Source organism: Streptomyces amakusaensis (assembly GCF_039532665.1).
In the GTDB taxonomy this organism is placed as follows: Bacteria; Actinomycetota; Actinomycetes; order Streptomycetales; family Streptomycetaceae; genus Streptomyces; species Streptomyces amakusaensis.
On the sequence record NZ_BAAASB010000003.1, the window covers coordinates 1 to 22763 of the forward strand.

18 protein-coding genes and 4 tRNA genes are annotated in these 22763 nt (G+C 69.7%); 5 read left to right on the forward strand and 17 right to left on the reverse strand.

Annotation, left to right across the window (positions count from 1 at the left end; translation table 11 throughout):
* The 10 genes from ABD371_RS05135 to ABD371_RS05180 form a co-directional block, all read right to left on the reverse strand.
* On the reverse strand, window positions 1–376 hold a 376-nt coding region (locus tag ABD371_RS05135; protein ID WP_344473228.1), incomplete at its 3' end, for a class I tRNA ligase family protein.
* A 33-nt stretch (window positions 377–409) separates the two neighbouring features.
* On the reverse strand, window positions 410–1018 hold the full coding sequence (locus ABD371_RS05140; RefSeq protein ID WP_344473229.1) for a phosphoribosylanthranilate isomerase: 609 nt from the start codon (window positions 1016–1018) through the stop codon (window positions 410–412).
* Window positions 1019–1031: 13 nt separating this feature from the next.
* Window positions 1032–1646, reverse strand: coding sequence for a LysE family translocator (locus ABD371_RS05145; RefSeq protein ID WP_344473230.1), 615 nt, complete (start codon window positions 1644–1646; stop codon window positions 1032–1034).
* A 138-nt stretch (window positions 1647–1784) separates the two neighbouring features.
* A complete protein-coding gene (trpC, locus tag ABD371_RS05150; RefSeq protein WP_344473231.1) occupies window positions 1785–2585 on the reverse strand; it encodes an indole-3-glycerol phosphate synthase TrpC in 801 nt (266 codons plus the stop codon).
* 1 nt (window position 2586) lies between these two features.
* Window positions 2587–3609 carry an anthranilate phosphoribosyltransferase gene (gene trpD / locus ABD371_RS05155; protein ID WP_344473232.1) on the reverse strand — a complete coding sequence of 341 codons (1023 nt, stop codon included), beginning with the start codon at window positions 3607–3609 and terminating at the stop codon, window positions 2587–2589.
* Window positions 3609–5714 carry an oxidoreductase gene (locus ABD371_RS05160; RefSeq protein WP_344473234.1) on the reverse strand — a complete coding sequence of 702 codons (2106 nt, stop codon included), beginning with the start codon at window positions 5712–5714 and terminating at the stop codon, window positions 3609–3611. Before ABD371_RS05160 ends, trpD begins: the two co-directional genes overlap by 1 nt.
* A 69-nt stretch (window positions 5715–5783) precedes the next feature.
* Window positions 5784–6482, reverse strand: coding sequence for a YggS family pyridoxal phosphate-dependent enzyme (locus ABD371_RS05165; protein ID WP_344473236.1), 699 nt, complete (start codon window positions 6480–6482; stop codon window positions 5784–5786).
* Window positions 6483–6499: 17 nt separating this feature from the next.
* Window positions 6500–7192, reverse strand: coding sequence for a B3/B4 domain-containing protein (locus ABD371_RS05170; RefSeq protein WP_344473238.1), 693 nt, complete (start codon window positions 7190–7192; stop codon window positions 6500–6502).
* A gap of 31 nt (window positions 7193–7223) precedes the next feature.
* Window positions 7224–7856, reverse strand: coding sequence for a pyridoxamine 5'-phosphate oxidase (gene pdxH, locus ABD371_RS05175; protein ID WP_344473240.1), 633 nt, complete (start codon window positions 7854–7856; stop codon window positions 7224–7226).
* Between the two features lie 83 nt (window positions 7857–7939).
* Window positions 7940–8977, reverse strand: coding sequence for a type III PLP-dependent enzyme domain-containing protein (locus tag ABD371_RS05180; RefSeq protein ID WP_344473242.1), 1038 nt, complete (start codon window positions 8975–8977; stop codon window positions 7940–7942).
* Window positions 8978–9581: 604 nt separating this feature from the next.
* Between ABD371_RS05180 and ABD371_RS05185 the strand changes: the two genes are divergently transcribed.
* Window positions 9582–9653 (forward strand) — tRNA-Cys (locus ABD371_RS05185).
* Between the two features lie 458 nt (window positions 9654–10111).
* Here the strand turns inward: ABD371_RS05185 and ABD371_RS05190 are convergent.
* The 3 genes from ABD371_RS05190 to ABD371_RS05200 form a co-directional block, all read right to left on the reverse strand.
* A tRNA-Ile gene (locus tag ABD371_RS05190) sits at window positions 10112–10185 on the reverse strand.
* A gap of 179 nt (window positions 10186–10364) precedes the next feature.
* Window positions 10365–10437: transfer RNA gene (locus ABD371_RS05195), tRNA-Asn, on the reverse strand.
* A 5-nt stretch (window positions 10438–10442) separates the two neighbouring features.
* Window positions 10443–10515 (reverse strand) — tRNA-Asn (locus ABD371_RS05200).
* A 180-nt stretch (window positions 10516–10695) separates the two neighbouring features.
* Between ABD371_RS05200 and ABD371_RS05205 the strand changes: the two genes are divergently transcribed.
* From ABD371_RS05205 to ABD371_RS05220, 4 genes are all read left to right on the forward strand, one after another.
* On the forward strand, window positions 10696–10995 hold the full coding sequence (locus ABD371_RS05205; protein ID WP_344473246.1) for a YtxH domain-containing protein: 300 nt from the start codon (window positions 10696–10698) through the stop codon (window positions 10993–10995).
* A 36-nt stretch (window positions 10996–11031) separates the two neighbouring features.
* Window positions 11032–12477 (forward strand): FGGY family carbohydrate kinase, encoded by a 1446-nt coding sequence (locus ABD371_RS05210; protein WP_344473248.1) that lies wholly within the window; start codon window positions 11032–11034, stop codon window positions 12475–12477.
* A 272-nt stretch (window positions 12478–12749) separates the two neighbouring features.
* The gene (locus ABD371_RS05215; protein WP_344474069.1) at window positions 12750–14483 is read left to right on the forward strand and encodes an ABC transporter ATP-binding protein; all 1734 of its coding nucleotides are present in this window, start codon (window positions 12750–12752) and stop codon (window positions 14481–14483) included.
* Complete coding sequence (locus ABD371_RS05220) at window positions 14480–16399, forward strand: ABC transporter ATP-binding protein (protein WP_344473250.1); 1920 nt, start codon at window positions 14480–14482, stop codon at window positions 16397–16399. Before ABD371_RS05215 ends, ABD371_RS05220 begins: the two co-directional genes overlap by 4 nt.
* A gap of 79 nt (window positions 16400–16478) precedes the next feature.
* On the opposite strand, the gene ABD371_RS05225 is transcribed toward ABD371_RS05220, so the two are convergent.
* The 4 genes from ABD371_RS05225 to ABD371_RS05240 form a co-directional block, all read right to left on the reverse strand.
* The gene (locus ABD371_RS05225; RefSeq protein WP_381733157.1) at window positions 16479–17654 is read right to left on the reverse strand and encodes an RNA polymerase sigma factor; all 1176 of its coding nucleotides are present in this window, start codon (window positions 17652–17654) and stop codon (window positions 16479–16481) included.
* Window positions 17655–17998: 344 nt separating this feature from the next.
* Entirely contained in the window at window positions 17999–19918 is a 1920-nt protein-coding gene (gene dnaG, locus ABD371_RS05230; protein WP_344473252.1) for a DNA primase, read from the reverse strand.
* A 54-nt stretch (window positions 19919–19972) separates the two neighbouring features.
* Window positions 19973–21235 (reverse strand): NAD(P)/FAD-dependent oxidoreductase, encoded by a 1263-nt coding sequence (locus tag ABD371_RS05235; protein ID WP_344473254.1) that lies wholly within the window; start codon window positions 21233–21235, stop codon window positions 19973–19975.
* Window positions 21236–21367: 132 nt separating this feature from the next.
* Entirely contained in the window at window positions 21368–22672 is a 1305-nt protein-coding gene (locus ABD371_RS05240; RefSeq protein ID WP_344473256.1) for a deoxyguanosinetriphosphate triphosphohydrolase, read from the reverse strand.
* Window positions 22673–22763: the final 91 nt, after the last annotated feature.

A 22763-nucleotide genomic window follows, 5' to 3' on the forward strand; every position in this document is an offset into this window, starting at 1 on the left:
TCATCTCCACCATCTCGGTGATGTGCCCGGTCGCACGCGGCTCGCACGTCGGCGGCAGGCACCCGAGCGCGTCATAGCCGTTGTTGAAGGCCCGCTCATTCTCATAGCCGATCGACCACCAGGGGCGATTTCCCTCGGCCGCCTTATTGATGATCTTGTCGTCGATGTCGGTGACATTGCGGATGAACGTGACCTCGTAGCCGCGGTACTCGAACCAGCGGCGCATGATGTCGAAGTTCAGCCCGGAACGGATATGGCCGATATGGGGGGCGGCCTGGACCGTGGCACCACAGAGATAGATCGAGACCCGGCCCGCGAGAAGCGGGATGAAGTCGCGGACTTTACGGACACCGTTGTCGTACAAGCGAACGGGCATGGCGGCTCTCTCCCGTGTAGTTCGTCTGTCGGATCAGGCGGCTGCCCGGGCGGCTCTGGCGGCTTTGGCGAAGGACGCGATCAGCGCGGGGTCCTTCTCGCCCCGGCTGATCTCGATTCCGCTCGACACGTCGACGCCCCAGGGGTTCGTGGCGCGGACGGCGTCGCCGACGTTCTCGGGGGTGAGGCCTCCGGCCAGCAGCCATTTCCCGGCGGTGGTACGCAGCGGGCGGCGGCTCCAGTCCCAGGGAACGCCCGCCCCGGGGACCGGGGCGTCGAGCAGGAGGATGTCCTCGCCGAGGTCGCCGTGGCGCGGCAGCGGTTCGCGGTACGAGAGACCTCGGATGAGGGTGCATCCGGTCTCGGAGAGCTGTTCGTAATAGGGCCGGCCCTCCTTGCCGTGCAGTTGCACGCCGTGGACGCCGGTGATGTTCACCAGGGAACGGACATCGGCCAGGGGCTGGTCCCGGAAGACCCCGACCGTCAGAACCGTGGAGGGAATGCGACGCATCAGACGGATGACGGTACTGGCGTCGACATGGCGTGGGCTCCGGGCGAACATGAAGCCGATCGCGTCGACTTCGGCCTCCACGGCGGCGTCGACATCGGCTTCCGTACGCAGACCGCACACCTTGATGAACATCGCGTGCTCCTTGTCAGCGGCCGGCGACGGCCAGTTGGATGCCGATGCCGACGAAGGCCGCGGCGAACGTACGGCGCATCCACGCCATGACCTTGGGACGGCTGATCACCTGGTCGCGGACGGCCGCGGCGAACCCCCCGTAGATCGCGAACACGACGAAGGTCATGACCATGAACACCAGGCTCAGCTGAAGCATCTGGGGGAGGGTGTTCCCGGTGTCCGCCGGGACGAACTGCGGCAGGAAGGCGAGGAAGAAGATGGACAGCTTGGGGTTGAGGAAGTTGATCAGAATGGCCGTGCCGGTGATGCGCAGGGACGAGGTCTCCTGCTTGTTCGGGTCCTCGATCTTGAGCGTTCCGGACTCCTGAAGGGTGTTCCAGGCCATGTAGAGGAGATAGGCCACACCGGCCCATTTGAAGATCTCGAAAACCAGCGCATTGGTGTGCAGAATCGCGGCGAGACCGGCGATGGCGGCGGCCAGATGCGGAACGATTCCCAGGGTGCAGCCGAAGGCGGCGATGACACTCATACGGAAGCCCCGGGACAGGCCCGTCGCGATGGTGTAGAGCGCTCCGGTGCCAGGTGAGGCGACAATGATCAGAGAGGTGATGAGAAACTGAAGGCTCACGGGTGCTCGCTAGTGTTCTCTGGCGCCGGCGGCCCGAACCCGGGTCGAAAGCGTCGACACCTGATCCGGGCCGGCGGCGCGTGGGTGTTGGCCGTCGATCGGAACGCTAGTACCTGATCGACTCCGCCGATGCCCGCGTCAGCCATGAAAAGGCGACAGAAGTCGGCGCGTTGCCGCCTTGACGTCGTCACTTCTCATCAGTGATTCACCGATCAGGAACGCGTTGATTCCCGCTTTGGCCATCCGGCCGAGGTCTTCGGGAGTGCTCAGTCCGCTTTCCGAGACCACAAGACGGCCGTTGGGGACTTGGGGCGCGAGAGCCTCGGCGGTGCCCAGACTCGTCCGCAGCGTACGGAGATCCCGGTTGTTGATCCCGAGGAGCGGGGACCGCAGACGCAGCGCGCGTTCCAGCTCCGCCTCGTCGTGCACCTCGACCAGCACATCCATGCCCAGCTCCAGGGCGGTGTCCTCCAGACGGCCGGCGCTCTCGTCGTCCAGGGCGGACAGCATCAGCAGTACGCAGTCCGCTCCCCAGGCACGGGCCTCGACCACCTGGTAGGGGTCGTACATGAAGTCCTTGCGCAGCACCGGGAGGGAGACCTCGGCACGGGCCGCCGTCAGATGCTCGCGGCTCCCCTCGAAGGAGGGGGTGTCGGTCAGCACCGACAGACAGGCGGCCCCGCCGTCCTCGAAGGCGCGGGCCAGCGCGGGGGGATCGAAGTCCTCGCGGATGAGCCCCTTCGACGGGCTCTTCTTCTTGATCTCCGCGATCAGGGCGTACTCCCCCCGGGCGGTCCGCCGGGACAGCGCGTCGAGGAACCCCCGCGGCTCGGGGGCCGCGTCCGCCCGCCGGCGCAGCTCCTCGAGGGGGACGGCCCGCCGGGCCGCCGCGATCTCCTCGCGCTTGTAGGACTCGACCCGCCTCAGAAGATCGCTCATGTCATGCTCCTGTCTCGTGGGAGGAAGCGGCGAGCAATTCGAGCCGGCGGCGCGCCTGCCCGGAGTCGATGGAGCCCTCGGCCAGCCGGACTCCGTCGGCCAGACTCTCCGCCGCGCCGGCCGCCAGCAGCGCGCCGGCGGCGTTGAACACGGAGACGTCCCGGTAGGGGCTCCGCTCGCCCTCCAGCACCGCGGTCAGGGCCTTGGCGTTCTCCGCCGGGTCGCCGCCCCGCAGATCACCGGGGAGGCTCCGGGGCAGACCGACGTCCTCCGGGGAGATCTCGTAGGTCGAGACCGTGCCCTTGTCCAGCTCGCACACGAGCGTGGTCCCGCCCGTGGTGATCTCGTCCAGACCGTCCCCGCCGTGGACGACGAGGGCGCGTTCGGAGCCCAGTTCGCGGAGGACCTGGGCCATCGGTTCGAGCCACTGGCGGGAGAAGACGCCGACGAGGTGATGGCGTACCCCCGCCGGGTTCAGCAGCGGACCCAGCAGGTTGAAGAGCGTACGGGTGGCGAGTTCCACCCGGGTGGGGGCCACATGCTTCAGGGCGGGGTGGTGGGCGGGGGCGAACATGAACCCGATGCCCGCGGTGCGCAGACAGTGCTCGACCCCGGCGGAGGTGAGGCCGTTGCGCACGCCGAGCGCGGAGAGGACGTCGGCGGCCCCCGAGCGGGAGGAGAGGGCGCGGTTGCCGTGCTTGGCGACCGGCACCCCGCTGCCGGCGACGATGAAGGCCGCGCAGGTGGAGATGTTGTAGGAGCCGACCTCGTCGCCGCCGGTGCCGACGACGTCCACCGCGCCGGCCGGGGCGTCGACGCGCAGCATGTGGGAGCGGAGGGTGAGCGCCGCGCCGGTCAGTTCCTCCACGGTCTCCCCGCGCACCCGGAGCGCCATGAGCAGCGCGCCCATCTGGGCCGCCGTCGCCTCTCCGGTCACCATCCTGCCGATCACATGGGAGGACTCCTCACGGCTGAGGGTGCCGCCGGACGCGACCTTGCCCAGAAGGGCCTTGTACCGCTGCATCACATCTCCCCTCGCGCCATGCTCGCGGGGTTCGGCATGGCTTGGTCCCAGTCGAGTTCGACGTTCTCGCGCCGATAGGGCGTGTGGTCGCTCAGGCCGGTGTCCAGCTCCCGGGCGAAGAGGTGGCCGCTGTGCACGGCGGCGGCGATGATCCCCGGGCCCAGGCAGTCGCCGACCCGCACCACGCGCCGGACGCCGGACGCGGCCAGGGTCTCCTGGCCCACTCCCTGAAGCTCGTGGAAGAGCTCGTCGCGCGGCAGCATGCTTGTCACCAGGACGATCGCGTCGGCCTCCACCACCGTCTCGCGTCCGGTGTAGGTGCAGGCCAGCCGTACCGCTCCCGGTTCGAGGCGGGACAGCGCGGACAGCGGGTGGGTGCTCGCGCACAGCTCCATCAGCCTTCGGCCGACGCGCTTCTGCTCGGCGGTGAACTGGGTGAAGGCCGCCAGCAGGCTCTCGGGGGTGGCGAGGGAGACCTCGCAGCCGTTCTTGGCGAGAAGCTCGGCGATGACCGTGGCCATGTAGTAGTGGTCGTCGTCGAAGATGAGGACCCGGCCCTGCGGAAGCCTGCCGTCCATGATGTCGTCCGGTGTGTACACCGGCATCGCCGTGAGATCCGGCACGGGGGCGAGGTGGTGCCTTCCCACCCCGTCACGACGCCAGACGGCACCGGTGGCGACGGCGACGACGGAGCACTCCGCCTCCAGGACGAGTTCGCTGTCGACCTCGTTGCCCGGCAGGATCTGCACACTGGGCATGGACTTGAGCTGTTGCAGCCGCCAGTCCCGGACCCTGCCGTAGGTCGCCAGGCCCGGCAGCCGGCTCTCGCGGGTGACGCGCCCGCCGAGTTCGCGCCCCCGCTCGGCGAGGATCACCTCGTACCCCCGCTGGCCGAGGGCGCGGGCCGCCTCCAGGCCGGCCGGGCCGCCGCCGGCGATGAGCACCTTGTCGGTGGTGTCGCGGACGGCGATGCGCTCGGGGTGCCAGCCGCGCCGCCACTCCTCGCCCGTGGTGGGGTTCTGGGTGCACCGGAACGGCGCGCCCGCCCGGTCCCAGGCGACGCAGACATTGCAGCCGACGCATTCGCGGATGTCGTCGATGCGGCCTTCCTCGATCTTGCGCGGAAGGAAGGGGTCGGCGATGGAGGGGCGGGCCGCGCCGATGAGGTCGAGGGTGCCGTTGCGCACCATGGTCGCCATGGTGTCGGGGGAGGTGAACCGTCCGACGCCGACCACGGGTTTCGTGGTCACGCTCTTGACGAACTTCACATACTCCTCTTGATATCCCTCGTCCGAGAAGCGCGCGGTGGCACCGTCATTGTCGAAATTGCTGATGTTCACGTCCCAGAGATCGGGGAGTTCGGCGAGCATCTCGACGACGTCGTGGCCCTCCCCCTTGGCCGTGATGCCCTTCTCTCCGATCAGTTCGTCGACGCTGAAGCGGACGGCGACCGCGCAGGTGTCCCCGACCGCCTCCTTCGCGTCCTCGATCAGCTCGCGCAGCAGCCGGGCGCGGTTCTCCAGACTGCCCCCGTACTCGTCCGTGCGCTGATTGCGCCGGCGCGAGAGGAAATTGATCGGCAGCGTCATGTCGTGGCCCGCGTACACATAGACGATGTCGAATCCCGCGCGCCGCGCGTTCAGCGCCGCGTTGCGGTGCCAGCGCCGGAACGCCCGGATATCGGACTTGTCCATGGCGCGGGCGGTGCCGGGGAAAAGATCCCTGGTGGCTGTGGCGCTCGGGGCGATGGGAACGGCCCGGCTCTCCAGATTGCTGACATGGGCCCCGTTGTGGGCCAGTTCGACGCCGGCGAGAGCGCCGTGCTCATGAATGAGATCGGTGGCCTTAGCGAGGTAGGGAATGTCCTTCCCGTCCCACAGCCTGAGTTCGCGCTGATGGTTTCCCGAGTAATGGATGTCGCACTGCTCGGTGCAGACGACGCCCCAGCCGCCCTCGGCCTTCACCTTGCGCATCGCCGCCATGGCGCTGGGGAAAGCCCGTCCCATCCCATTGCAGTGCGGGACTTGATAGAACCGGTTCTTGGCCGTGACCGGGCCTATGCGGACCGGCTCGAAAAGGGCGTCGTAGCGCGCGGGACGGGACATGACTTCCTTTGGATCGGGGCGGCTGGGGCTGCGGGGCGGCTCGGGGCCTCTCAGAGCCTTCGGGGCCTCTCAGGCAGCTGGGTAGGCGCGGTTGCCGAAGATGGCGCTGCCCACCCGGACATGGGTGGCACCGTGCTCGACCGCCGAGGCGAAGTCACCGCTCATTCCCATCGAGAGCGAGGTCAGCCCATTGCGCTCGGCGATCTCCCGCAGCTGGACGAAGTGCTCCTCGGAGGGCTCGTCCACGGGTGGGATGCACATCAGCCCGATCACATCGAGTTCGTGCTTGCCCCGGCATATCTCCAGAAACATGTCGGTGTCGCTCGGGGCGACACCGGCCTTCTGGCGTTCGAGTCCGGTGTTCACCTGAACGAACACCTTGGGCCGCCGGCCCTGCTTCTCGCCCTGGCGGAACAGAGCCTCGCTGAGCGAGAAGCGGTCGACCGAGTGGATGACGTCAAAGAGAGCGACGGCGTCACGGGCCTTGTTCGTCTGGAGCGGTCCGATCAGATGCAGTTCCACCCCGGGGTGTTCCGCCCGGAGCGCCGGCCATTTCGCCTGCGCCTCCTGCACCCTGTTCTCGCCGTAGACGTGAAGTCCCCGGGCGACGGTGTGGCCGAGCACCTCCGGCGGCACCGTCTTGGAGGCCGCGACCAGGGTCACCGAGTCCGTGGACCGGCCCGCCCGGGCGCATGCTTCGGCGATCGCCGCCCGTGTCGCGTCCAGCCCGCTCAGCGGGTCGGCACGGTCCAGCTCGTCATCGCTCACCTGGCATCTCCTTTGTCTCAGACGAATTCGAATCGCTGGGGCGAACTCATCAGCGCCGAGGGCCCGACGCCCGCGCCGAGGGCCGGGAGGCCGGCCCGCAGTTCGGCCTCCATGGCCCGCAGATCGTCGGGGGCCGTGTCGTGGTGCGCCTCCGCCACGACCAGGACCCGGCCGGTCTCGGCGGAGACCACCGACCTGGCGCTCTGCCGGTAGGTCCAGCGCCGTGAGTGGGCGTGCCCCTCGGGGTCGGCGAAGACGACCTCTCCCTCGCCGGGGTGCTCGGTCTCCCCCTGGAACGTCAGATAGATCTCCGTTCCCAGCGCGGGACGGACGGTGATGCCCTCGGCCACCCGCCCGCAGTCGAACGCGGCGATGGGGATGCCGAACGCCATGGACACATGGTTGAGGTAGTCGACCACCGGGTGGAACTTGGGCATCTCCTGGGTCTTCCGGTAGCGGCGCAGCAGGGCTTCCGAGGCGCACCGGTACTGGGTGGGCTTCATGCCCATGCGTGAGAACGCCTCCCGCCATGCGGCGATCTCGGGCATCTCCGCCTCCGCCGCGCCGCTCTGCCGCTCCTTGACGGCGGTGGCCAGCCGTTCGAGAGCGGTGGGATCCTCCTTGGCGTCGCGGACGTCCTCGGCGACGAGCGCGAGAGCCCGCAGGCTCGGGTGGAGGTTCCAGATGGCATCGGCGTGGGTGAAGTACATGGGCTGATCCCTACATGTCGTCGACTGCTGTTCAGGGGTAGAGACGGCCCAGGTGCCAGGGCCCCTCCGGCTTCTGCCTACTAAAAACGAATCGGTCATGCAGTCGAAACGGCCGATCCGACCAGAACTCGATGTAGGTGGGGCGGATTCGGTAGCCCGACCAGTAGGGCGGTCGCGGCACCTCGGCGTCGCCGAATCGGGCTCCCTCGCGGGCCACGGCCTCGTCCAGTTCCCGGCGGCTGCCGAGCGGGCGGGACTGCCGGCTGGCCCATGCGCCGATCCGGCTGTCGGGGGCCCGGGAGACGAAGTAGGCGTCGGCCTCGGCGTCGGTGACGGTCTCCACCGGGCCCCGGAACCGCACCTGGCGGCGCATGGACTTCCAGTGCAGAACGGCCGACGCCTGCATATTGGCCGCCAGCTCCGCGCCCTTGTTGGACTGTGTGTTGGTGAAGAAGACGAACCCCTCGGTGTCGTACTCCTTCAGCAGCACCATGCGGACGTCGGGCAGGCCGTCCTCACCGGCGGTCGCCAGCGCCATGGCGTTCGGGTCGTTGATCTCCTGCCGGCCGGCCTCGGCGATCCACTGCTCGAACCATTCGAACGGCGTCTCCTCCGCGGCCGGTCCCTTCGCGCTGTCGATTCCCTCTGCCTTCAGATCGAGCATGGCGAAAACTCCCGGATGAGATGAGTCGCTCGGGCACGGGTGATGGTGGGGGCGGGGTCGCCATCTGGGGCGGCCTCGGCGGCCTAGGCGACCAGGGCGCGCTTGTCCGCCAGGACGTTGCGCCACTTGTCCAGGTCGTCACCGGCTTTGGTGATCAGGTGCGCGGAGCTGTCCGGTGTCACGAGGACCTCGGCGGCCGGGGGCACATTGAGGAACTCCATGTGCTGGGTGGCGCAGTAGGCGCCCACGTCCAGGATCACCATGAAGCTGCTCGCGTCGATGCTGTCGGGGACCTCGACCTCGCCGGGCAGGATGTAGTCGTTGCGCAGGATGGTGCGGCCCCGGACGGCGGCCGTGGTCGTGCTGCCCGTGGTGACCTCGTTCATCTCCGCGTCGAGGAAGGCCACATTGTGGTTCCGGTCGCGCAGCTGGGCCGAGGGCATGAGCATGCGGCAGCCGTTGGTCACCAGGATGTTCGACACGGGGGTGGAGATGACGCTCCGCTCGACGCTCAGCAGCAGCGCGCCCGCGTCGGCCAGGACGTCGCGCGCCGGCTCGAAGAGGAAGGTCACATCCTCGGGGATGCTCTGCCGGCGGGCCGCTTCGGCCAGGGCCTGGAAGTAGCTGTGCCAGTCGAAGTGCTTCTCGGTCTCTTCCCAGGCGTCGTAGTCGAAGCCGTGGCCGCCGGCGAAGTTGATCGACCGGGCGGTGGGGAAGTACTCCCGGTAGATGCTCATGACCTGCTCGACGATGCCGACCATCTCGTCGAGGGTGTTGCCGCTGCCGCAGTACACCTCCAGGCCCGTGAGATCGCGCTCGTACTCCTTGAGCAGCGCGGCGAGCTGGCCCAGCTCTCCGTACTTGATGCCCGGCTTCCCGGAGTCGAGGCTGTCGATCCGCACGCTGATCGTCGGCGCCTTGGTGCGCAGCGAGTACGCGACCTCGTCGAGGCTGGCCAGGAAGGTCGGGTGGCCCGTGGAGTCCCAGAAGCCGATCTCCTCGTCCGACACATGTCCGGGCGAAACGATGAACTTGCTGAACCCGTGCTCGCGCAGGAGTCGGTACTCGCTGGGCAGCTGCACCAGGACCCCCACGTCCTCCATGTCCTTGAGAGGGGCCATGAAGTGCGGGTTGGAATTCGGAAAGAATGGAATGTAAAGCTCCACCCTTCCCGCCAGGCCGGCCGCCGCCGCGGCGTCCTTCACCCGGCCGATATTCTTGCGCATCCGCGCTTCGCTGTAGATGAATACCGGCGTCCCGGCATGACTCGCTATGTGGCTGAGATCCACATCCACGAGCCACGAATTAGTTAGTGCAGTCACGGTGACGACCTTCCATATTTGCGTCGCACAGCGAGCACTCATCCGCGAGAAAGAGCAGCAGCAATACGCCGCTCTGTACATTTACCTCGGACTGTGAACTTCGCCGGCTGCGAGAGATGGATTGACTGTCCAGTGGTGCAGCCACAAGTTCTACCAGCCGCCTTTCTATAATCGCAAGCGTTAGCGAAGGGGCTCTTTCCGGATGGCCCAATACCGCCTTATCACGACAGTAATTTCCACATCGTCGCAGCTCAGAGGCCATCTGAAGGAGAACGTTCCGGCCAGATGAAGATGTTTAGCATGCAACCATATCAGAATGTGAGATTCTGCTTGACGGTTACAGGGGCCCTCGACCTAGTATTGCGGCAACATTAACGGGGATGCCAGAATAAGATCCCGCAATGGCCGTGTGCCCGAGTGGCTCAGGGGATCGCCTGCAAAGCGATTTACATCGGTTCGAATCCGGTCGCGGCCTCAAAGTTTCATCGGTTCAAACGCACGACTGCCGCCGGTGCAGCACTTTTACCCAGTGCCGCACCGGCGCTTTCGCATGCTGTGACGGGAGGGCGGATCCAGCAGGGTCGGATCGTGTGGCGTCGCGTGTGGTCATTCCCCTGAAAGAGGCGCACGAGTTGCCCGGCCTTCACACTGATGCCGCTCGGCGTACCGACCCCGCCGGGGCTGACGGCGGCGGCACCGCCGGCCGCAGACACGGGGGGCGCAACGCGCTGCCGCGGCACGGGGTCCCGGCGCTCGGGTCTCGCGGCGGCCGGGATGTCACGGCCGACGACTCCCGGCGGCCTCCGGCGGCCCCTCGGCGGACCCGCTCAAGGATCCGAAGGGGCCCCGGGGCACGGTGTCCGTGCGGCGAGCGCCCGGTGGGGCGCCCACGCGGCGAGCGCGCTTCCGCAGGTCACATCGATTCTTCTTGGGTGGGGCGGGTGGGACTCGAACCCACGGCCGACGGATTATGAGTCCGCTGCTCTAACCGGCTGAGCTACCGCCCCTAACGGCGCGTCGCGCACAAATGTGCGCGCCGTCTGCCGCAGCATAGCCGCTCATACGATCTCCTGCTTCGGATGGTCGGCAACGTCCAGCAGTGAAGAGCGCGCTGCGCCCTGCCCGGTTCCACAGGTATGCCAGAACATACGAAAAAGGACCCACATGGGGTCCTCTTCCGTATCGGCTCCCCCGGCTGGACTCGAACCAGCAACCCTCCGGTTAACAGCCGAATGCTCTGCCAATTGAGCTACAGGGGATCGCGCTCCCCCGACTGGACTCGAACCAGTAACCTGCCGGTTAACAGCCGGCTGCTCTGCCAATTGAGCTACAGGGGATTGCATCGCGTGCACCGAACGTACCCGCCCGGGACTCCCCGGAAGGCGTGCGTTCGCTGCGACACATACATTAGCGCAAGCAGGGGGGTGCTCCGCCAATCGGTAGGGTCCTGGGTGATCACGGGCCGGGCCGGGTAGGCGGACGGGCACCGACGTAGGCAAGCGAAGGGTGACAGCGCCATGCGGTACAAGCTCACATTCGTCGTCGGACTCGCCGTCGGCTACGTCCTCGGCACGCGGGCCGGGCGCGAGCGCTACGAGCAGCTGCGGAAGAGCGCGCGGCAGTTCTGCCAGAACCCCGCGGTGCGCAACGCGGCGGAGACCGCCGTGCAGAGCGGGCGCGAGGTCGCGGGGAAGGCGCTGCACACCGTCGGGGTGAAGGTCGGGGACCGGGTGCCGGAGTCCGTCGCCGAGCGGGTGCGGTCGCTGCGGGAGCGCGGCCCCGGCCGCGAGGACGAGTGGGGAACCAGCAACACATGACACCGGCGCTCTCCGGGTGGGGCAGAATCTCCCTCCATGGGGATAGTCGCCGGCTTGGACAGTTCATCTGCGTTCACCCAGATCGTCGTCTGTGACGCGGACACGGGTGCCGTGCTGCGGCAGGGCTATGCCCCGCACCCCGTGGACCCGAAGGCCACCGAGATCGACCCGCAGGCCTGGCTGCTCTCGCTCGGCGAGGCCGCGGCCGGCGGGCTGCTGGAAGGCGTGCAGGCCATCGGGGTCTCGGCGCAGCAGCACGGGCTGGTCCTGCTGGACCAGCAGGGAGCGCTGGTGCGCCCGGCGCTGGTCGGGAACGACAAGCGGGCGCAGATCGCCGCGGCCGATCTGATCGACGGGCTCGGCGGGCGGCAGGCCTGGGCCGAGGCGGTCGGATCGGTGCCGCAGGCCTCGCACCCGGTGGCCAAGCTGCGCTGGCTGGCCCGTGAGGAACCGCAGTCGGCCCAGCGGGTGGCGGGAGTGCTCCAGCCGCACGACTGGCTGGTCTGGCAGCTGCTGGGCCGGCCCGCCCGGCGGACCACGGACCGGGGCGGCGCGTCCGCCACCGGTTACTGGTCGGCGGGCACCGGCTCGTACCGCTCGGATCTGGTCGAGCTGGCCCTCGGCCACCAGTGCGGTCTGCCGGAGGTGCTCGGTCCCGCCGACGCGGCGGGGACCACCCCCGAGGGGCTGCTGATCTCCGCGGGCACCGGCGAGACGATGGCCGCCGCCTTCGGTCTGGGCGTCGCGGCCGGCGATGCGGTGGTCTCACTCGGAGCCTCCGGTTCCGTGACCGCCGTGCACCACGAGGCGCTCGCCGACCCCAGCGGGATGATCACCTCGTACGCCGACGCCACCGGGATGCACCTCCCCGTGGTGCACACGCTCAACGCCGTGCGGGTGCTGCGCGGCACCGCCGAGATGCTCGGTCTCGACGATCTCGAAGCCCTCTCCGAGCTGGCGATGAAGTCGACGCCCGGCTCCTCGGGGCTGGTGCTGCTGCCGTACCTGGAGGGCGAGCGGACCCCCCGGCTGCCGCACACCGCCGGCACCCTGAGCGGGCTGCGCCGCGAGTCGATGAAGCCCGAGCATCTGGCGCGGGCCGCCTTCGAGGGGATGCTCTGCTCGCTCGCCGACGCGATGGACGTGCTGCGCGGCAGGGGTGTGGAGGTGCGCCGGGTCTTTCTGCTGGGCGCGAGCGCCGAGCTGCCCGCCGTGCAGGCCGCCGCCCCCGGGATCTTCGGGGCGCAGGTCGTGGTGCCGCAGCCCGCCGACTACGCGGCGCTGGGTGCGGCCCGGCAGGCCGCCTGGGCGCTCGGGGTCTCGCAGGGGACGCTGTCGCCCGCCGCCCCGCCCGTCTGGCAGGGCGCTTCGGTGCAGGTGCTGGAGCCCGGCGAGGAGCTGGCCACGGGGCAGGCGGTGCGCCAGCAGTACAGCGTCACCCGTGATCAGCTGCACCCGGGAGCCTTCGCGCCGGGGCAGTGAGCGAGGACGGTCGCGGGGCACGGCGGGCATGCGGGGTACGGGGTACGGGGTACGGCAGCCCCGTGGCCCCGGGCGGGCTGCGGGCTGCGGGCTGCGGGCTGCGGGCTGCGGGCTGCGGGCTGCGGGTGACGGTCGGCACGTCTTGACCCGGCCTTGAAACAAACCGTTGGGGTTCATGGGCCTCGGTGAAGCAAGATGGAATGCCCCCGATCCCGCTCCCCCGCTCCGCCCCGCCCGCTTCGCCCCACCTCGCCGAGCCCGAGAGACAGCGCGTGCTGATACAGCTGCTGCGGACGCACTTGCGTCCGTACAAGAAACCGATCGCCCTGCTTGTCCTGCTGCAACTGCTGCAGACCAGCGCCACCCTCTATCTGCCCAATCTCAACGCCGACATCATCGACGACGGGGTGGTGAAGGGCGACACCGGCCGCATCCTCGAACTCGGCTCGGTGATGATCGCCATCAGTGTGGTGCAGGTGGTCTGCAACATAGGAGCCGTCTACTACGGCGCCCGCACCGCCTCCACCCTCGGCCGCGACATGCGCGCGGCCGTCTTCGACCGGGTGCAGAGCTTCTCCGCGCGCGAGATGGGGCACTTCGGGGCGCCGTCGCTGATCACCCGTACCACCAACGACGTCCAGCAGATCCAGATGCTGGTCCTGCTCGCCTTCACCCTGATGGTCTCCGCGCCGATCATGTGCGTCGGCGGCATCGTCATGGCGCTCGGCCAGGATGTGACGCTCTCCGCCGTGCTGCTGGCCGTCGTGCCGGTGCTCGGTGTCTCGGTGACCGTGCTGGTGCTGAGGATGCGGCCGCTCTTCCGCACCATGCAGGTACGTCTCGACACGGTGAACCGGGTGCTGCGGGAGCAGATCACCGGCAATCGCGTCATCCGCGCCTTCGTCCGCGACGGCTATGAGCAGGACCGTTTCCGCCAGGCCAACACCGAGCTGACCGATGTGGCGCTGGGCACCGGACGGCTGATGGCGCTGATGTTCCCGACCGTGCTGACGGTCGTCAACGTCTCCTCCGTCGCGGTCGTCTGGTTCGGGGCCCAGCGGGTCGACAGCGGCGCGATCCAGATCGGCGCGCTCACCGCGTTCCTCGCCTATCTGATGCAGATCGTGATGGCCGTGATGATGGCCACCTTCATGTTCATGATGGTGCCGCGCGCCGAGGTCTGCGCCGAGCGGATCGAGGAGGTGCTGGGCACCGATTCGAGCGTGGTCCCGCCGGCCGCCCCCGTGCGGAAGCTGCGCGGGCACGGCTCCCTGGAGCTGCGGGACGTGGAGTTCAGCTATCCCGGGGCCGAGCAGCCGGTGCTGCACCGGATCGCGCTGACGGCGCGCCCCGGGGAGACCACCGCCATCATCGGCTCGACCGGCAGCGGGAAGTCCACCCTGCTCGGTCTGGTGCCCCGGCTCTTCGACGCCACCGGCGGCGAGGTGCTGGTGGACGGCGTCGACGTACGCGAACTGGAACCGGAGCTGATGGCGCGGACCGTCGGTCTCGTACCGCAGAAGCCGTATCTGTTCTCCGGCACGGTGGCCACCAATCTGCGGTACGGACAGCCCGGCGCGAGCGACGAGGAGCTGTGGCAGGCGCTGGAGGTGGCGCAGGCGGCCGACTTCGTCCGGGAGCTGGACGGCGGGCTCGACGCGCCCGTCGCGCAGGGCGGCACCAATGTCTCCGGCGGGCAACGGCAGCGGCTCGCGATCGCCCGGACGCTGGTGCAGCGGCCCGAGATCTATCTCTTCGACGACTCGTTCTCGGCGCTCGACTACGCCACGGACGCGGCGCTGCGGGCGGCGCTGGCGCGGGAGACCGCCGAGTCCACCGTGGTCATCGTCGCCCAGCGGGTCTCCACGATCCGGGACGCGGACCGGATCGTGGTCCTGGACGAGGGCCGGGTCGTGGGCACCGGCAGCCACCGTGAACTGATGGCCGGCAATGAGACCTACCGCGAGATCGTGCTCTCGCAGCTGACGGAGGCTGAGGCGGCATGAGCGGGCCACGGATGATGATGGGCGGCTCGGCCGAGCGGTCCATGGACTTCAAGGGGTCGGGCAAGCGGCTGCTGAGGCAGCTCGCGCCGGACGGGGCGCTGCTGTGGACGATGCTCGGCGCGGCGGTGCTGAGCGTCGGCTTCTCGGTGGCCGGGCCGATGGTGCTGGGCTGGGCGACCGACCGGGTCTTCGCCGGGGTCGTCGGCCGGGAGCTGCCCGAGGGCTCCACCAAGGAAGCGACGATCGAGGGCCTGCGGAAGGAGGGCGACGACGGGCTCGCCGACATGCTGTCCGGAGTGGGCTTCACCCCCGGCCACGGCATCGACTTCACCGCCGTCGGACAGATTCTGCTGGTGGCGCTCGCGCTCTTCCTGGTCTCCGGGGCGCTGGCCCTGGTGGCGAGCCGGCTGTCGATCAAGGTGATCAACCGGTCGGTGTACCGGATGCGCGAGGAGGTCCAGGCCAAGCTCTCGCGGCTGCCGCTGTCCTACTTCGACCGGGCCAAGCGCGGCGAGGTGCTGAGCCGGGTCACCAATGACATCGACAACATCGCGCAGACCTTGCAGCAGACGATGGGTCAGCTGATCAACTCGCTGCTGACCATTGTCGGCGTGCTGGCGATGATGTTCTGGGTGTCGCCGCTGCTGGCGCTGGTCGCGCTGGTCACGGTGCCGCTGTCGATCTTCATCGCGGCGCGGGTGGGCAAGCGCTCCCAGCCGCACTTCGTCCAGCAGTGGCGCTCCACCGGGAAGCTCAACGCCCATGTCGAGGAGATGTACACCGGCCATGCGCTGGTGAAGGTCTTCGGGCGGCAGAAGGAGTCGGCCGAGGAGTTCGCCGAGCAGAACGAGGCGCTGTACGAGGCCGGTTTCAAGGCGCAGTTCAACAGCGGCGCGATGCAGCCGCTGATGTTCTTCGTCTCCAACATCAACTATGTGCTGGTGGCGGTCGTCGGCGGGCTCCGGGTCGCGTCGGGGACGCTGTCGATCGGCGAGGTGCAGGCGTTCATCCAGTACTCCCGGCAGTTCTCCATGCCGCTGACGCAGGTGGCGTCGATGGCGAATCTGGTGCAGTCGGGAGTCGCCTCCGCCGAGCGGGTCTTCGAGCTGCTGGACGCCGAGGAGCAGGAGCCGGACGCCGCTTCGGCGGAGCTGCCGGAGCGGCCCGCCGGGCAGGTCTCGCTGGAGAAGGTCTCCTTCCGGTACACCCCGGACCGGCCGCTGATCGAGGATCTGTCGCTGAGCGTGGAGCCGGGGCAGACCGTCGCCATCGTCGGCCCGACGGGGGCCGGCAAGACCACCCTGGTCAATCTGCTGATGCGGTTCTACGAGGTCACGGGCGGCCGGATCAGTCTCGACGGGGTGGATGTCGCCAAGATGTCGCGGGACGATCTGCGGTCGGCGATCGGCATGGTGCTCCAGGACACCTGGCTCTTCGGCGGCACCATCGCGGAGAACATCGCGTACGGGTCCGCGCGCGAGGTCGGCCGCGCGGAGATCGAGGAGGCGGCGCGGGCCGCGCACGCGGACCGTTTCGTCCGTACTCTCCCCGACGGCTACGACACGGTCATCGACGACGAGGGCTCCGGGGTCAGCGCGGGCGAGAAGCAGCTGATCACCATCGCGCGGGCGTTCCTCTCCGACCCGGTGATCCTGGTCCTGGACGAGGCGACCAGCTCGGTCGACACCCGTACGGAGGTGCTGATCCAGAAGGCGATGGCGCGGCTCTCCCACGGGCGCACCAGCTTTGTGATCGCCCACCGGCTCTCCACCATCCGGGACGCCGATGTGATTCTGGTGATGGAGAACGGCGCGATCGTCGAGCAGGGCGGTCATGACGAACTGCTGGCGGCGGGCGGGGCGTACGCGCGGCTGTACTCGGCGCAGTTCGCGGAGGCGGTCGCGGAGGTGGACTGAGCCGGGCCGCCGGGCCGGAGACCCGTGTTCGGGCCCGGCCCGGCCCGGTCCGGTCCGGGGCCCGGGGCTGCGGAGGGTGTCAGTCCAGATAGCCCCGGAGCTGGTCGGCGAAGGCGTGGTCGCGCAGTTTGTTGAGGGTCTTGGACTCGATCTGGCGGATGCGCTCCCGGGTGACGCCGAAGATCCGGCCGATCTCCTCCAGGGTGCGCGGCCTGCCGTCGATCAGCCCGTACCGCAGCTGGACCACCTTCCGCTCGCGCTCGCCGAGGGTGGAGAGGACCGCCTCCAGATGCTCGCGGAGCAGCAGGAAGGCCGCCGACTCGACGGGGGAGGCCGCGTCGCCGTCCTCGATGAGGTCGCCGAGCGCGACATCGTCCTCCTCCCCCACCGGGGCGTGCAGGGAGACCGGCTCCTGGGCGAGCCGCAGCACCTCGCTGACCCGCTCGGGCAGCAGATCGAGCTGGGCGGCGACCTCCTGGGGCGTCGGCTCGTAGCCGCGCTCCTGGAGCATCCGGCGCTGCACCCGCACCACCCGGTTGATCAGCTCGACCACATGGACGGGGACGCGGATGGTGCGCGCCTGGTCGGCGAGGGCCCGGGACATGGCCTGGCGGATCCACCAGGTGGCGTAGGTGGAGAACTTGTAGCCCCGGGCGTAGTCGAATTTCTCGACCGCCCGGATCAGTCCGAGGTTCCCCTCCTGGACGAGGTCGAGCATGGTCAGTCCCCGGCCGACATAGCGTTTGGCGACGGAGACGACCAGCCGGAGGTTGGCCTCGATCAGCCGGCGCTTGGCCACCCGGCCCATGACCACCAGCCGGTCGAGGTCGACGGCGAGCTGGGAGTTGTTGATGTCGGGGGTGCTGCTCAGCTTCTCCTCGGCGAAGAGCCCGGCTTCGACCCGGCGGGCCAGCTCGACCTCCTCGGCCGCCGTGAGCAGGGAGATTCTGCCGATCTCCCGCAGATACTGCCGGAAGAGATCGGACGACGGGCCGCCACTCGCCTCGCGCGCGGCGCGTGGGGGCTCCGGCGGGTCGGACTCTTCCACCGCTTCCTCGGCGGAGGCGACGGCGGTCGCCGCCCTCACCGGCCGGGACTCGGGGTGGTTCGCGGGCAGCCGCTGCGGAGGGACGGCCGCGAGGGTCTCCGCCCCGGCCGGGCGCTGCGCCGGGGGTGTCTCGCTCGGGTTGTCGGCCGAGGTCTCGGCCGAGGTCTCGGCCGGAGTCCCGGCCAGGGTCTGGGTCTGGGTCTGCACGGGGGGCGACCTCCAGGGTGATCGCTGCCGGTTCACGGGCGTGCGGCAGCGGGACGGAGCGGCCGGGCCGCTGTCCGTCCCGTACACGATGAACGGATCCGCCGGGGTGCGTGGCCCACTTCCGGTGGGCGGCCGCGCTCCGAGGACTCAGGCACCGCACCCAGTGTGGGGTACGACACACAGTCGCCACGAGGGGCGTGCGGCCACTTTCTGAGTCCAATGCGTGACCGAGTGGTTACCGTGTGAGGATCCCGTGGTGTTCTGTTGTACGGGAGAGCGGCCGGTGTATGGGCCGGTGCAAGGGGAGAGCCGTCCGGCCGCCGGGCCGGGGGAGCCGGGGAGGCTCAGAGGGCCGCCGCGCCGTGGTTGCGCAGGGACTGGCCGTACTGCTGGAGAACCCACAGCTCGTTCTGGACGGCGGTGTGGCGCTCGGGGTCGGCCTGCTGTCCCAGCCGGGCCAGGGTGCCCTGGACCTCGCCGATCCGGCGGTCGACCGCGCGCAGCCGGACCTGGACGAGCTGTGTCCCCGCGTAGGTCTCGTCCACGGTCTTGGAGTGGATGGCCTCGACGGCCATCTCGGTGACCATGGCGCGCACCGAGTCGTTGGCCGCGGCGTCGCGGACGCGGGCGAGATAGCCGGAGCTGTCCGCCGTGCCCTGCTCCGCGCCGCCGGCCTCCGCGATGGTCTGGCGGACCGCCGCGTAGGGAGGGGCGGTGAATTCGTCCACGCCGTAGGCGTCGAAGGCCGGGGAGACCAGCCCGGGGTGCTGGAGGGCGAGCTTGAGCAGCTCGCGCTCGGTGCGGTGGGCGGGGCTGCGGAGGTTGATCGCGGGGCCGGAGCCCGTCGTGGGCGCGGCCTGGGCGTGGGACTGGGCCTGCCGGTCGCCGCCGGGCCGGGAGGCGGCGGGGGCGGGGCCCCGGCCGCCCCGGTCGCGGGCCCAGCGGGCGAGCTGGGCGACGCGCTTGACGACGAACTGGGTGTCGAGGATGCCGACGATTCCGGCGAGCTGTACGGCGGATTCGTGCTGGATCGCGATGTTCTTGATGCCGGCGACGATGGGGGCGGCCTCGTCAAGGGCGGCGGCCCGGCCGGCGGGGGTCTCCAGGTTGTGGCGGGTGACGACCTGGCGGATGGCGAATTCGAAGAGCGGGGTGCGGGTCTCCACCAGTTGGCGCACGGCTTCGTCGCCCTCGGCGAGCCGCAGGTCACAGGGGTCCATACCGCCGGGGGTGATCGCGATCGAGGTCTCGGCGGCGAACTTCTGGTCGTCCTCGAAGGCGCGGAGCGCGGCCTTCTGTCCGGCGGCGTCGCCGTCGAAGGTGAAGATCACTTCGGCGGTGGCATTGTCCATCAGCAGCCGTCGGAGGATCTTGATGTGGTCGCCGCCGAAGGCGGTGCCGCAGGTGGCGATGGCGGTGGTCTCGCCCGCGAGATGGCAGGCCATCACGTCGGTGTAGCCCTCGACCACGACGGCGCGGCGGGTCTTGGCGATCTCCTTCTTGGCGAGATCGATGCCGTAGAGCACCTGGGACTTCTTGTAGATGCCGGTCTCGGGGGTGTTGAGGTACTTGGGGCCGTTGTCGCTCTCGTAGAGCTTGCGGGCGCCGAAGCCGACGACATCTCCGGAGATGTCCCGGATGGGCCACATCAGCCGGCCCCGGAAGCGGTCGATGGGGCCGCGCCGGCCGTCCTGGGAGAGGCCGGAGAGGATCAGTTCCTTGTCGCTGAAGCCCTTGCCGCGCAGAAAGCGGGTCAGATGGTCCCAGCCCTGGGGGCTGTAGCCGACACCGAAGTGCTGGGCGGCGGCGTACTCGAAGCCCCGGTCGGCGAGGAAGGCGCGGCCGGTCTGGGCCTCGGCGGAGTTCTCCAGCTGCTCGGTGTAGAACTGGGCCGCGATCTTGTGGGCCTCCACCAGCCGGATCCGCTCGCCCCGCTGGTGGCTGGGGTTGTACCCGCCCTCCTCGTACCTCAGGGTGATGCCCGCGGTGGCGGCGAGCCGCTCGACCGTCTCGGAGAAGGTGAGATGGTCGATCTTCATCACGAAGGCGATCGTGTCGCCGCCTTCCTGGCAGCCGAAGCAGTGGAAGAGACCCTTGCTCGGGCTGACCTGGAAGGAGGGGGACTTCTCGTCGTGGAAGGGGCAGAGCCCCTTCAGATTGCCGCCGCCCGCGTTGCGCAGCTGGAGATAGTCGGAAACGACGGCGTCGATCGGGACCGCGTCCCGAACCGCCTTGACGTCGTCATCGTTGATCCTGCCTGCCACACGTGAATTCTACGGTGGACGGCGGGCACTCCCGTCTGCTGTGGACAACTCCGGTCACCCGGTCAGTGACTCCAGGGGCACGGAGGGGTCGCAGAGGGCGTCGGGATCCACCGGGGAGCCCGCCCGGATCAGGGCCTGGACCGGGTCGGTGACGTCCCACACATTGACGTTCATCCCGGCGAGGACCCGGCGGTCCTTGAGCCAGAACGCGATGAACTCGCGTTTTCCGGCGTCGCCGCGGAGCACCACCTGATCGTAGGAGCCGGCCGGGGCCCAGCCGGAGTATTCGAGGCCGAGGTCGTACTGGTCGGAGAAGAAATAGGGCACCCGGTCGTAGGAGACGTCCTGGCCGAGCATGGAGCGCGCGGCGGCCGGGCCGCCGTTGAGGGCGTTCGCCCAGTGCTCGACGCGGAGCCGGGAGCCGAGCAGGGGGTGGTGGGCGGCGGCCACGTCGCCGGCGGCGTGGATGTCGGGGTCGGAGGTGCGCAGGGTGGCGTCCACGGCGATGCCGCCGCCGTGGGACCGGTCGGCGAGGGCGAGGCCGGCGGCCTCGGCGAGCGCGGTGCGCGGGGCCGCGCCGATCGCGGCGAGGACGTGGTGGGCGGGGTGCTCCTCGCCGTCGTCGGTGCGGACGGCGAGGACCATGCCGTCCTGGCCGGTGATCTCGGTGAGCCGGGCCCCGAAGTGGAAGCGGACGCCGTGGTCCTGGTGGAGCTCGGTGAAGATCTGGCCCAGCTCGGGGCCGATGATCTGGTGGAGGGGGGTGGGTTCCGGCTCGATGATCGTCACTTCGGCGCCGTAGCCGCGGGCCGCCGCCGCGACCTCCAGGCCGATCCAGCCCGCGCCCGCGATGACCAGCCTGCCGTTGTCCCGGCCGAGCGCGGCGAGGACCTGGCGCAGCCGGTCGGCGTGGGCGAGGCGGCGCAGATGGTGGACCCCGGCCAGCCCGGTGCCCGGGATGTCCAGCCTGCGGGGTTCCGCTCCGGTGGCGAGCAGCAGTTTGTCGTAGTGGATGACGGTGCCGTCGCCGAGCCGTACCGACTTCGTGTCGCGGTCGACGGCGACGACGGTCTGGCCGAGGTGGAGCTCGACATCGGCCTGTGCGTACCAGGAGGGCTCGTGGACGAAGACGCTCTCGCGGTCCTCCTTGCCCTGGAGGTAGCCCTTGGACAGCGGTGGACGTTCATAGGGGTGGTCCCGTTCGTCGCCGACGAGGATCACCCGCCCGGTGAATCCCTCGGCACGGAGGGTCTCGGCGGCCTTGGCCCCGGCGAGACCACCGCCGACGATGACGAATGTCCGATGTCCATCGACCACTTGATGCCTCCTCTTTCCGGCTTCCGCTTCCGGTTTCCGCGCTGGACCTTCAGGGAGCGTCCCGCACCGAGCACGGCGGCGGAAGAGGGAGTGGTCTTGGCGTGTCCCGCCGAGGGGCCCCTTCCGGGCGGGTCATCCGGCCCGCCGCCCGGCCGTGAGCTGGGAGTGCAGGGTGCGGGCGGAGGCGTCGGTGAGCGAGGCGAGCTGATCGACAATCACCCGACCGCGCGCCCGGTCGTCCCGCGCGGCGTCGAACAGGGCGCTGAACTGGGGGTCGAGTGTCCCGGGCGCGCCGGCGGCGATGGCCTCCGCCAGCTCGGTCAGCACGATGCGCTGATCGAGGCGGAGGGCCTCCTGCTCGGCGCGCTGCATCACATAGCGGTCGGCGACGGCCTTGAGGACGGCGCACTCCAGCCGTGCCTCACGGGGGACGATCAGCTCGGCCCCGTAGCGGGTGAGGGGACCGGTGCCGTACGCCTGGCGGGTGGCGGTCTCGGCGGCGAGGCAGAAGCGGCCGATGAGCTGGCTGGCGGCGTCCTTGAGGCGGGCCTGCGCGAGGGCGGAGCCGTCGTGGTCCTGGGGCCACCACTCCTGGCCGATGAGCCGGTCGAGGGCCTCGGCCAGCTCCGCGGGCTCGGTGTCGGCGGAGGCGTACCGGCCGATCACGACTTTCCAGATGCCGGCGCGCTCGTCCTCGTCGAGCAGTGCGCGGGGGTCGAGGTGCCCTGCGTGGAGGCCGTCCTCGAAGTCGTGCACGGAGTAGGCCACGTCGTCGGACCAGTCCATGACCTGTGCCTCGAAGCAGGTGCGGTGCTCGGGGGCGCCCTGGCGGATCCACTCGAAGACGGGCAGGTCGTCCTCGTAGACGCCGAATTTCACCGAGTGCGGGTCGGTGGGGTGGCCGGCTCGGGGCCAGGGGTATTTGGTGGCGGCGTCGAGGGCGGCCCGGGTGAGGTTGAGGCCGACGCTGATCGTGTCGCCGCTGTCGGTGGTGACGAACCGCTTGGGCTCGATCCGGGTGAGCAGCCGCAGCGACTGGGCGTTGCCCTCGAAGCCCCCGCAGTCCTTGGCGAAGTCGTTGAGCGCGACCTCGCCGTTGTGCCCGAAGGGCGGGTGGCCCATGTCGTGGGAGAGGCAGGCGGCCTCGACGAGGTCGGGGTCGCAGCCGAGGGCCGCGCCGAGCTCGCGGCCGACCTGGGCGCACTCCAGGGAGTGGGTGAGACGGGTGCGCGGGCTGGCGTCTCCCGCCTGGTGGCGGGTGCCGGGGGTGACGACCTGCGTCTTTCCGGCGAGCCTGCGCAGGGCGGAGGAGTGCAGCACGCGGGCCCGGTCGCGCTGGAAGGCGGTCCGGCCGGGGCGTTTGTCGGGCTCGGGGGCCCAGCGCTCGGTGGCCGCGTCGTCGTACAGGTCTGGGGTGGTGCCAGTGGTGCCTGCCATGTCCCGAAGGTAACCGGAGGGTGTGACAGGCCGCTCAGCCGGTGGGCCGCGCGGGGCCGGTTCTCGTCGCCGTCGGGGCCTCCGGCCTGCT

Bases quoted from the DNA above. Each gene is read 5' to 3' on its own strand.
- ABD371_RS05140 (WP_344473229.1), bottom strand. From the start codon at position 1,018: ATGTTCATCAAGGTGTGCGGTCTGCGTACGGAAGCCGATGTCGACGCC.
- trpD (WP_344473232.1), bottom strand. From the start codon at position 3,609: ATGCAGCGGTACAAGGCCCTTCTGGGCAAGGTCGCGTCCGGCGGCACC.
- ABD371_RS05180 (WP_344473242.1), bottom strand. From the start codon at position 8,977: ATGGCCCCTCTCAAGGACATGGAGGACGTGGGGGTCCTGGTGCAGCTG.
- ABD371_RS05170 (WP_344473238.1), bottom strand. From the start codon at position 7,192: ATGTACTTCACCCACGCCGATGCCATCTGGAACCTCCACCCGAGCCTG.
- ABD371_RS05160 (WP_344473234.1), bottom strand. From the start codon at position 5,714: ATGTCCCGTCCCGCGCGCTACGACGCCCTTTTCGAGCCGGTCCGCATA.
- ABD371_RS05220 (WP_344473250.1), top strand. From the start codon at position 14,480: ATGAGCGGGCCACGGATGATGATGGGCGGCTCGGCCGAGCGGTCCATG.
- ABD371_RS05210 (WP_344473248.1), top strand. From the start codon at position 11,032: ATGGGGATAGTCGCCGGCTTGGACAGTTCATCTGCGTTCACCCAGATC.
- pdxH (WP_344473240.1), bottom strand. From the start codon at position 7,856: ATGCTCGATCTGAAGGCAGAGGGAATCGACAGCGCGAAGGGACCGGCC.
- trpC (WP_344473231.1), bottom strand. From the start codon at position 2,585: ATGAGCGATCTTCTGAGGCGGGTCGAGTCCTACAAGCGCGAGGAGATC.
- ABD371_RS05240 (WP_344473256.1), bottom strand. From the start codon at position 22,672: ATGGCAGGCACCACTGGCACCACCCCAGACCTGTACGACGACGCGGCC.
- ABD371_RS05205 (WP_344473246.1), top strand. From the start codon at position 10,696: ATGCGGTACAAGCTCACATTCGTCGTCGGACTCGCCGTCGGCTACGTC.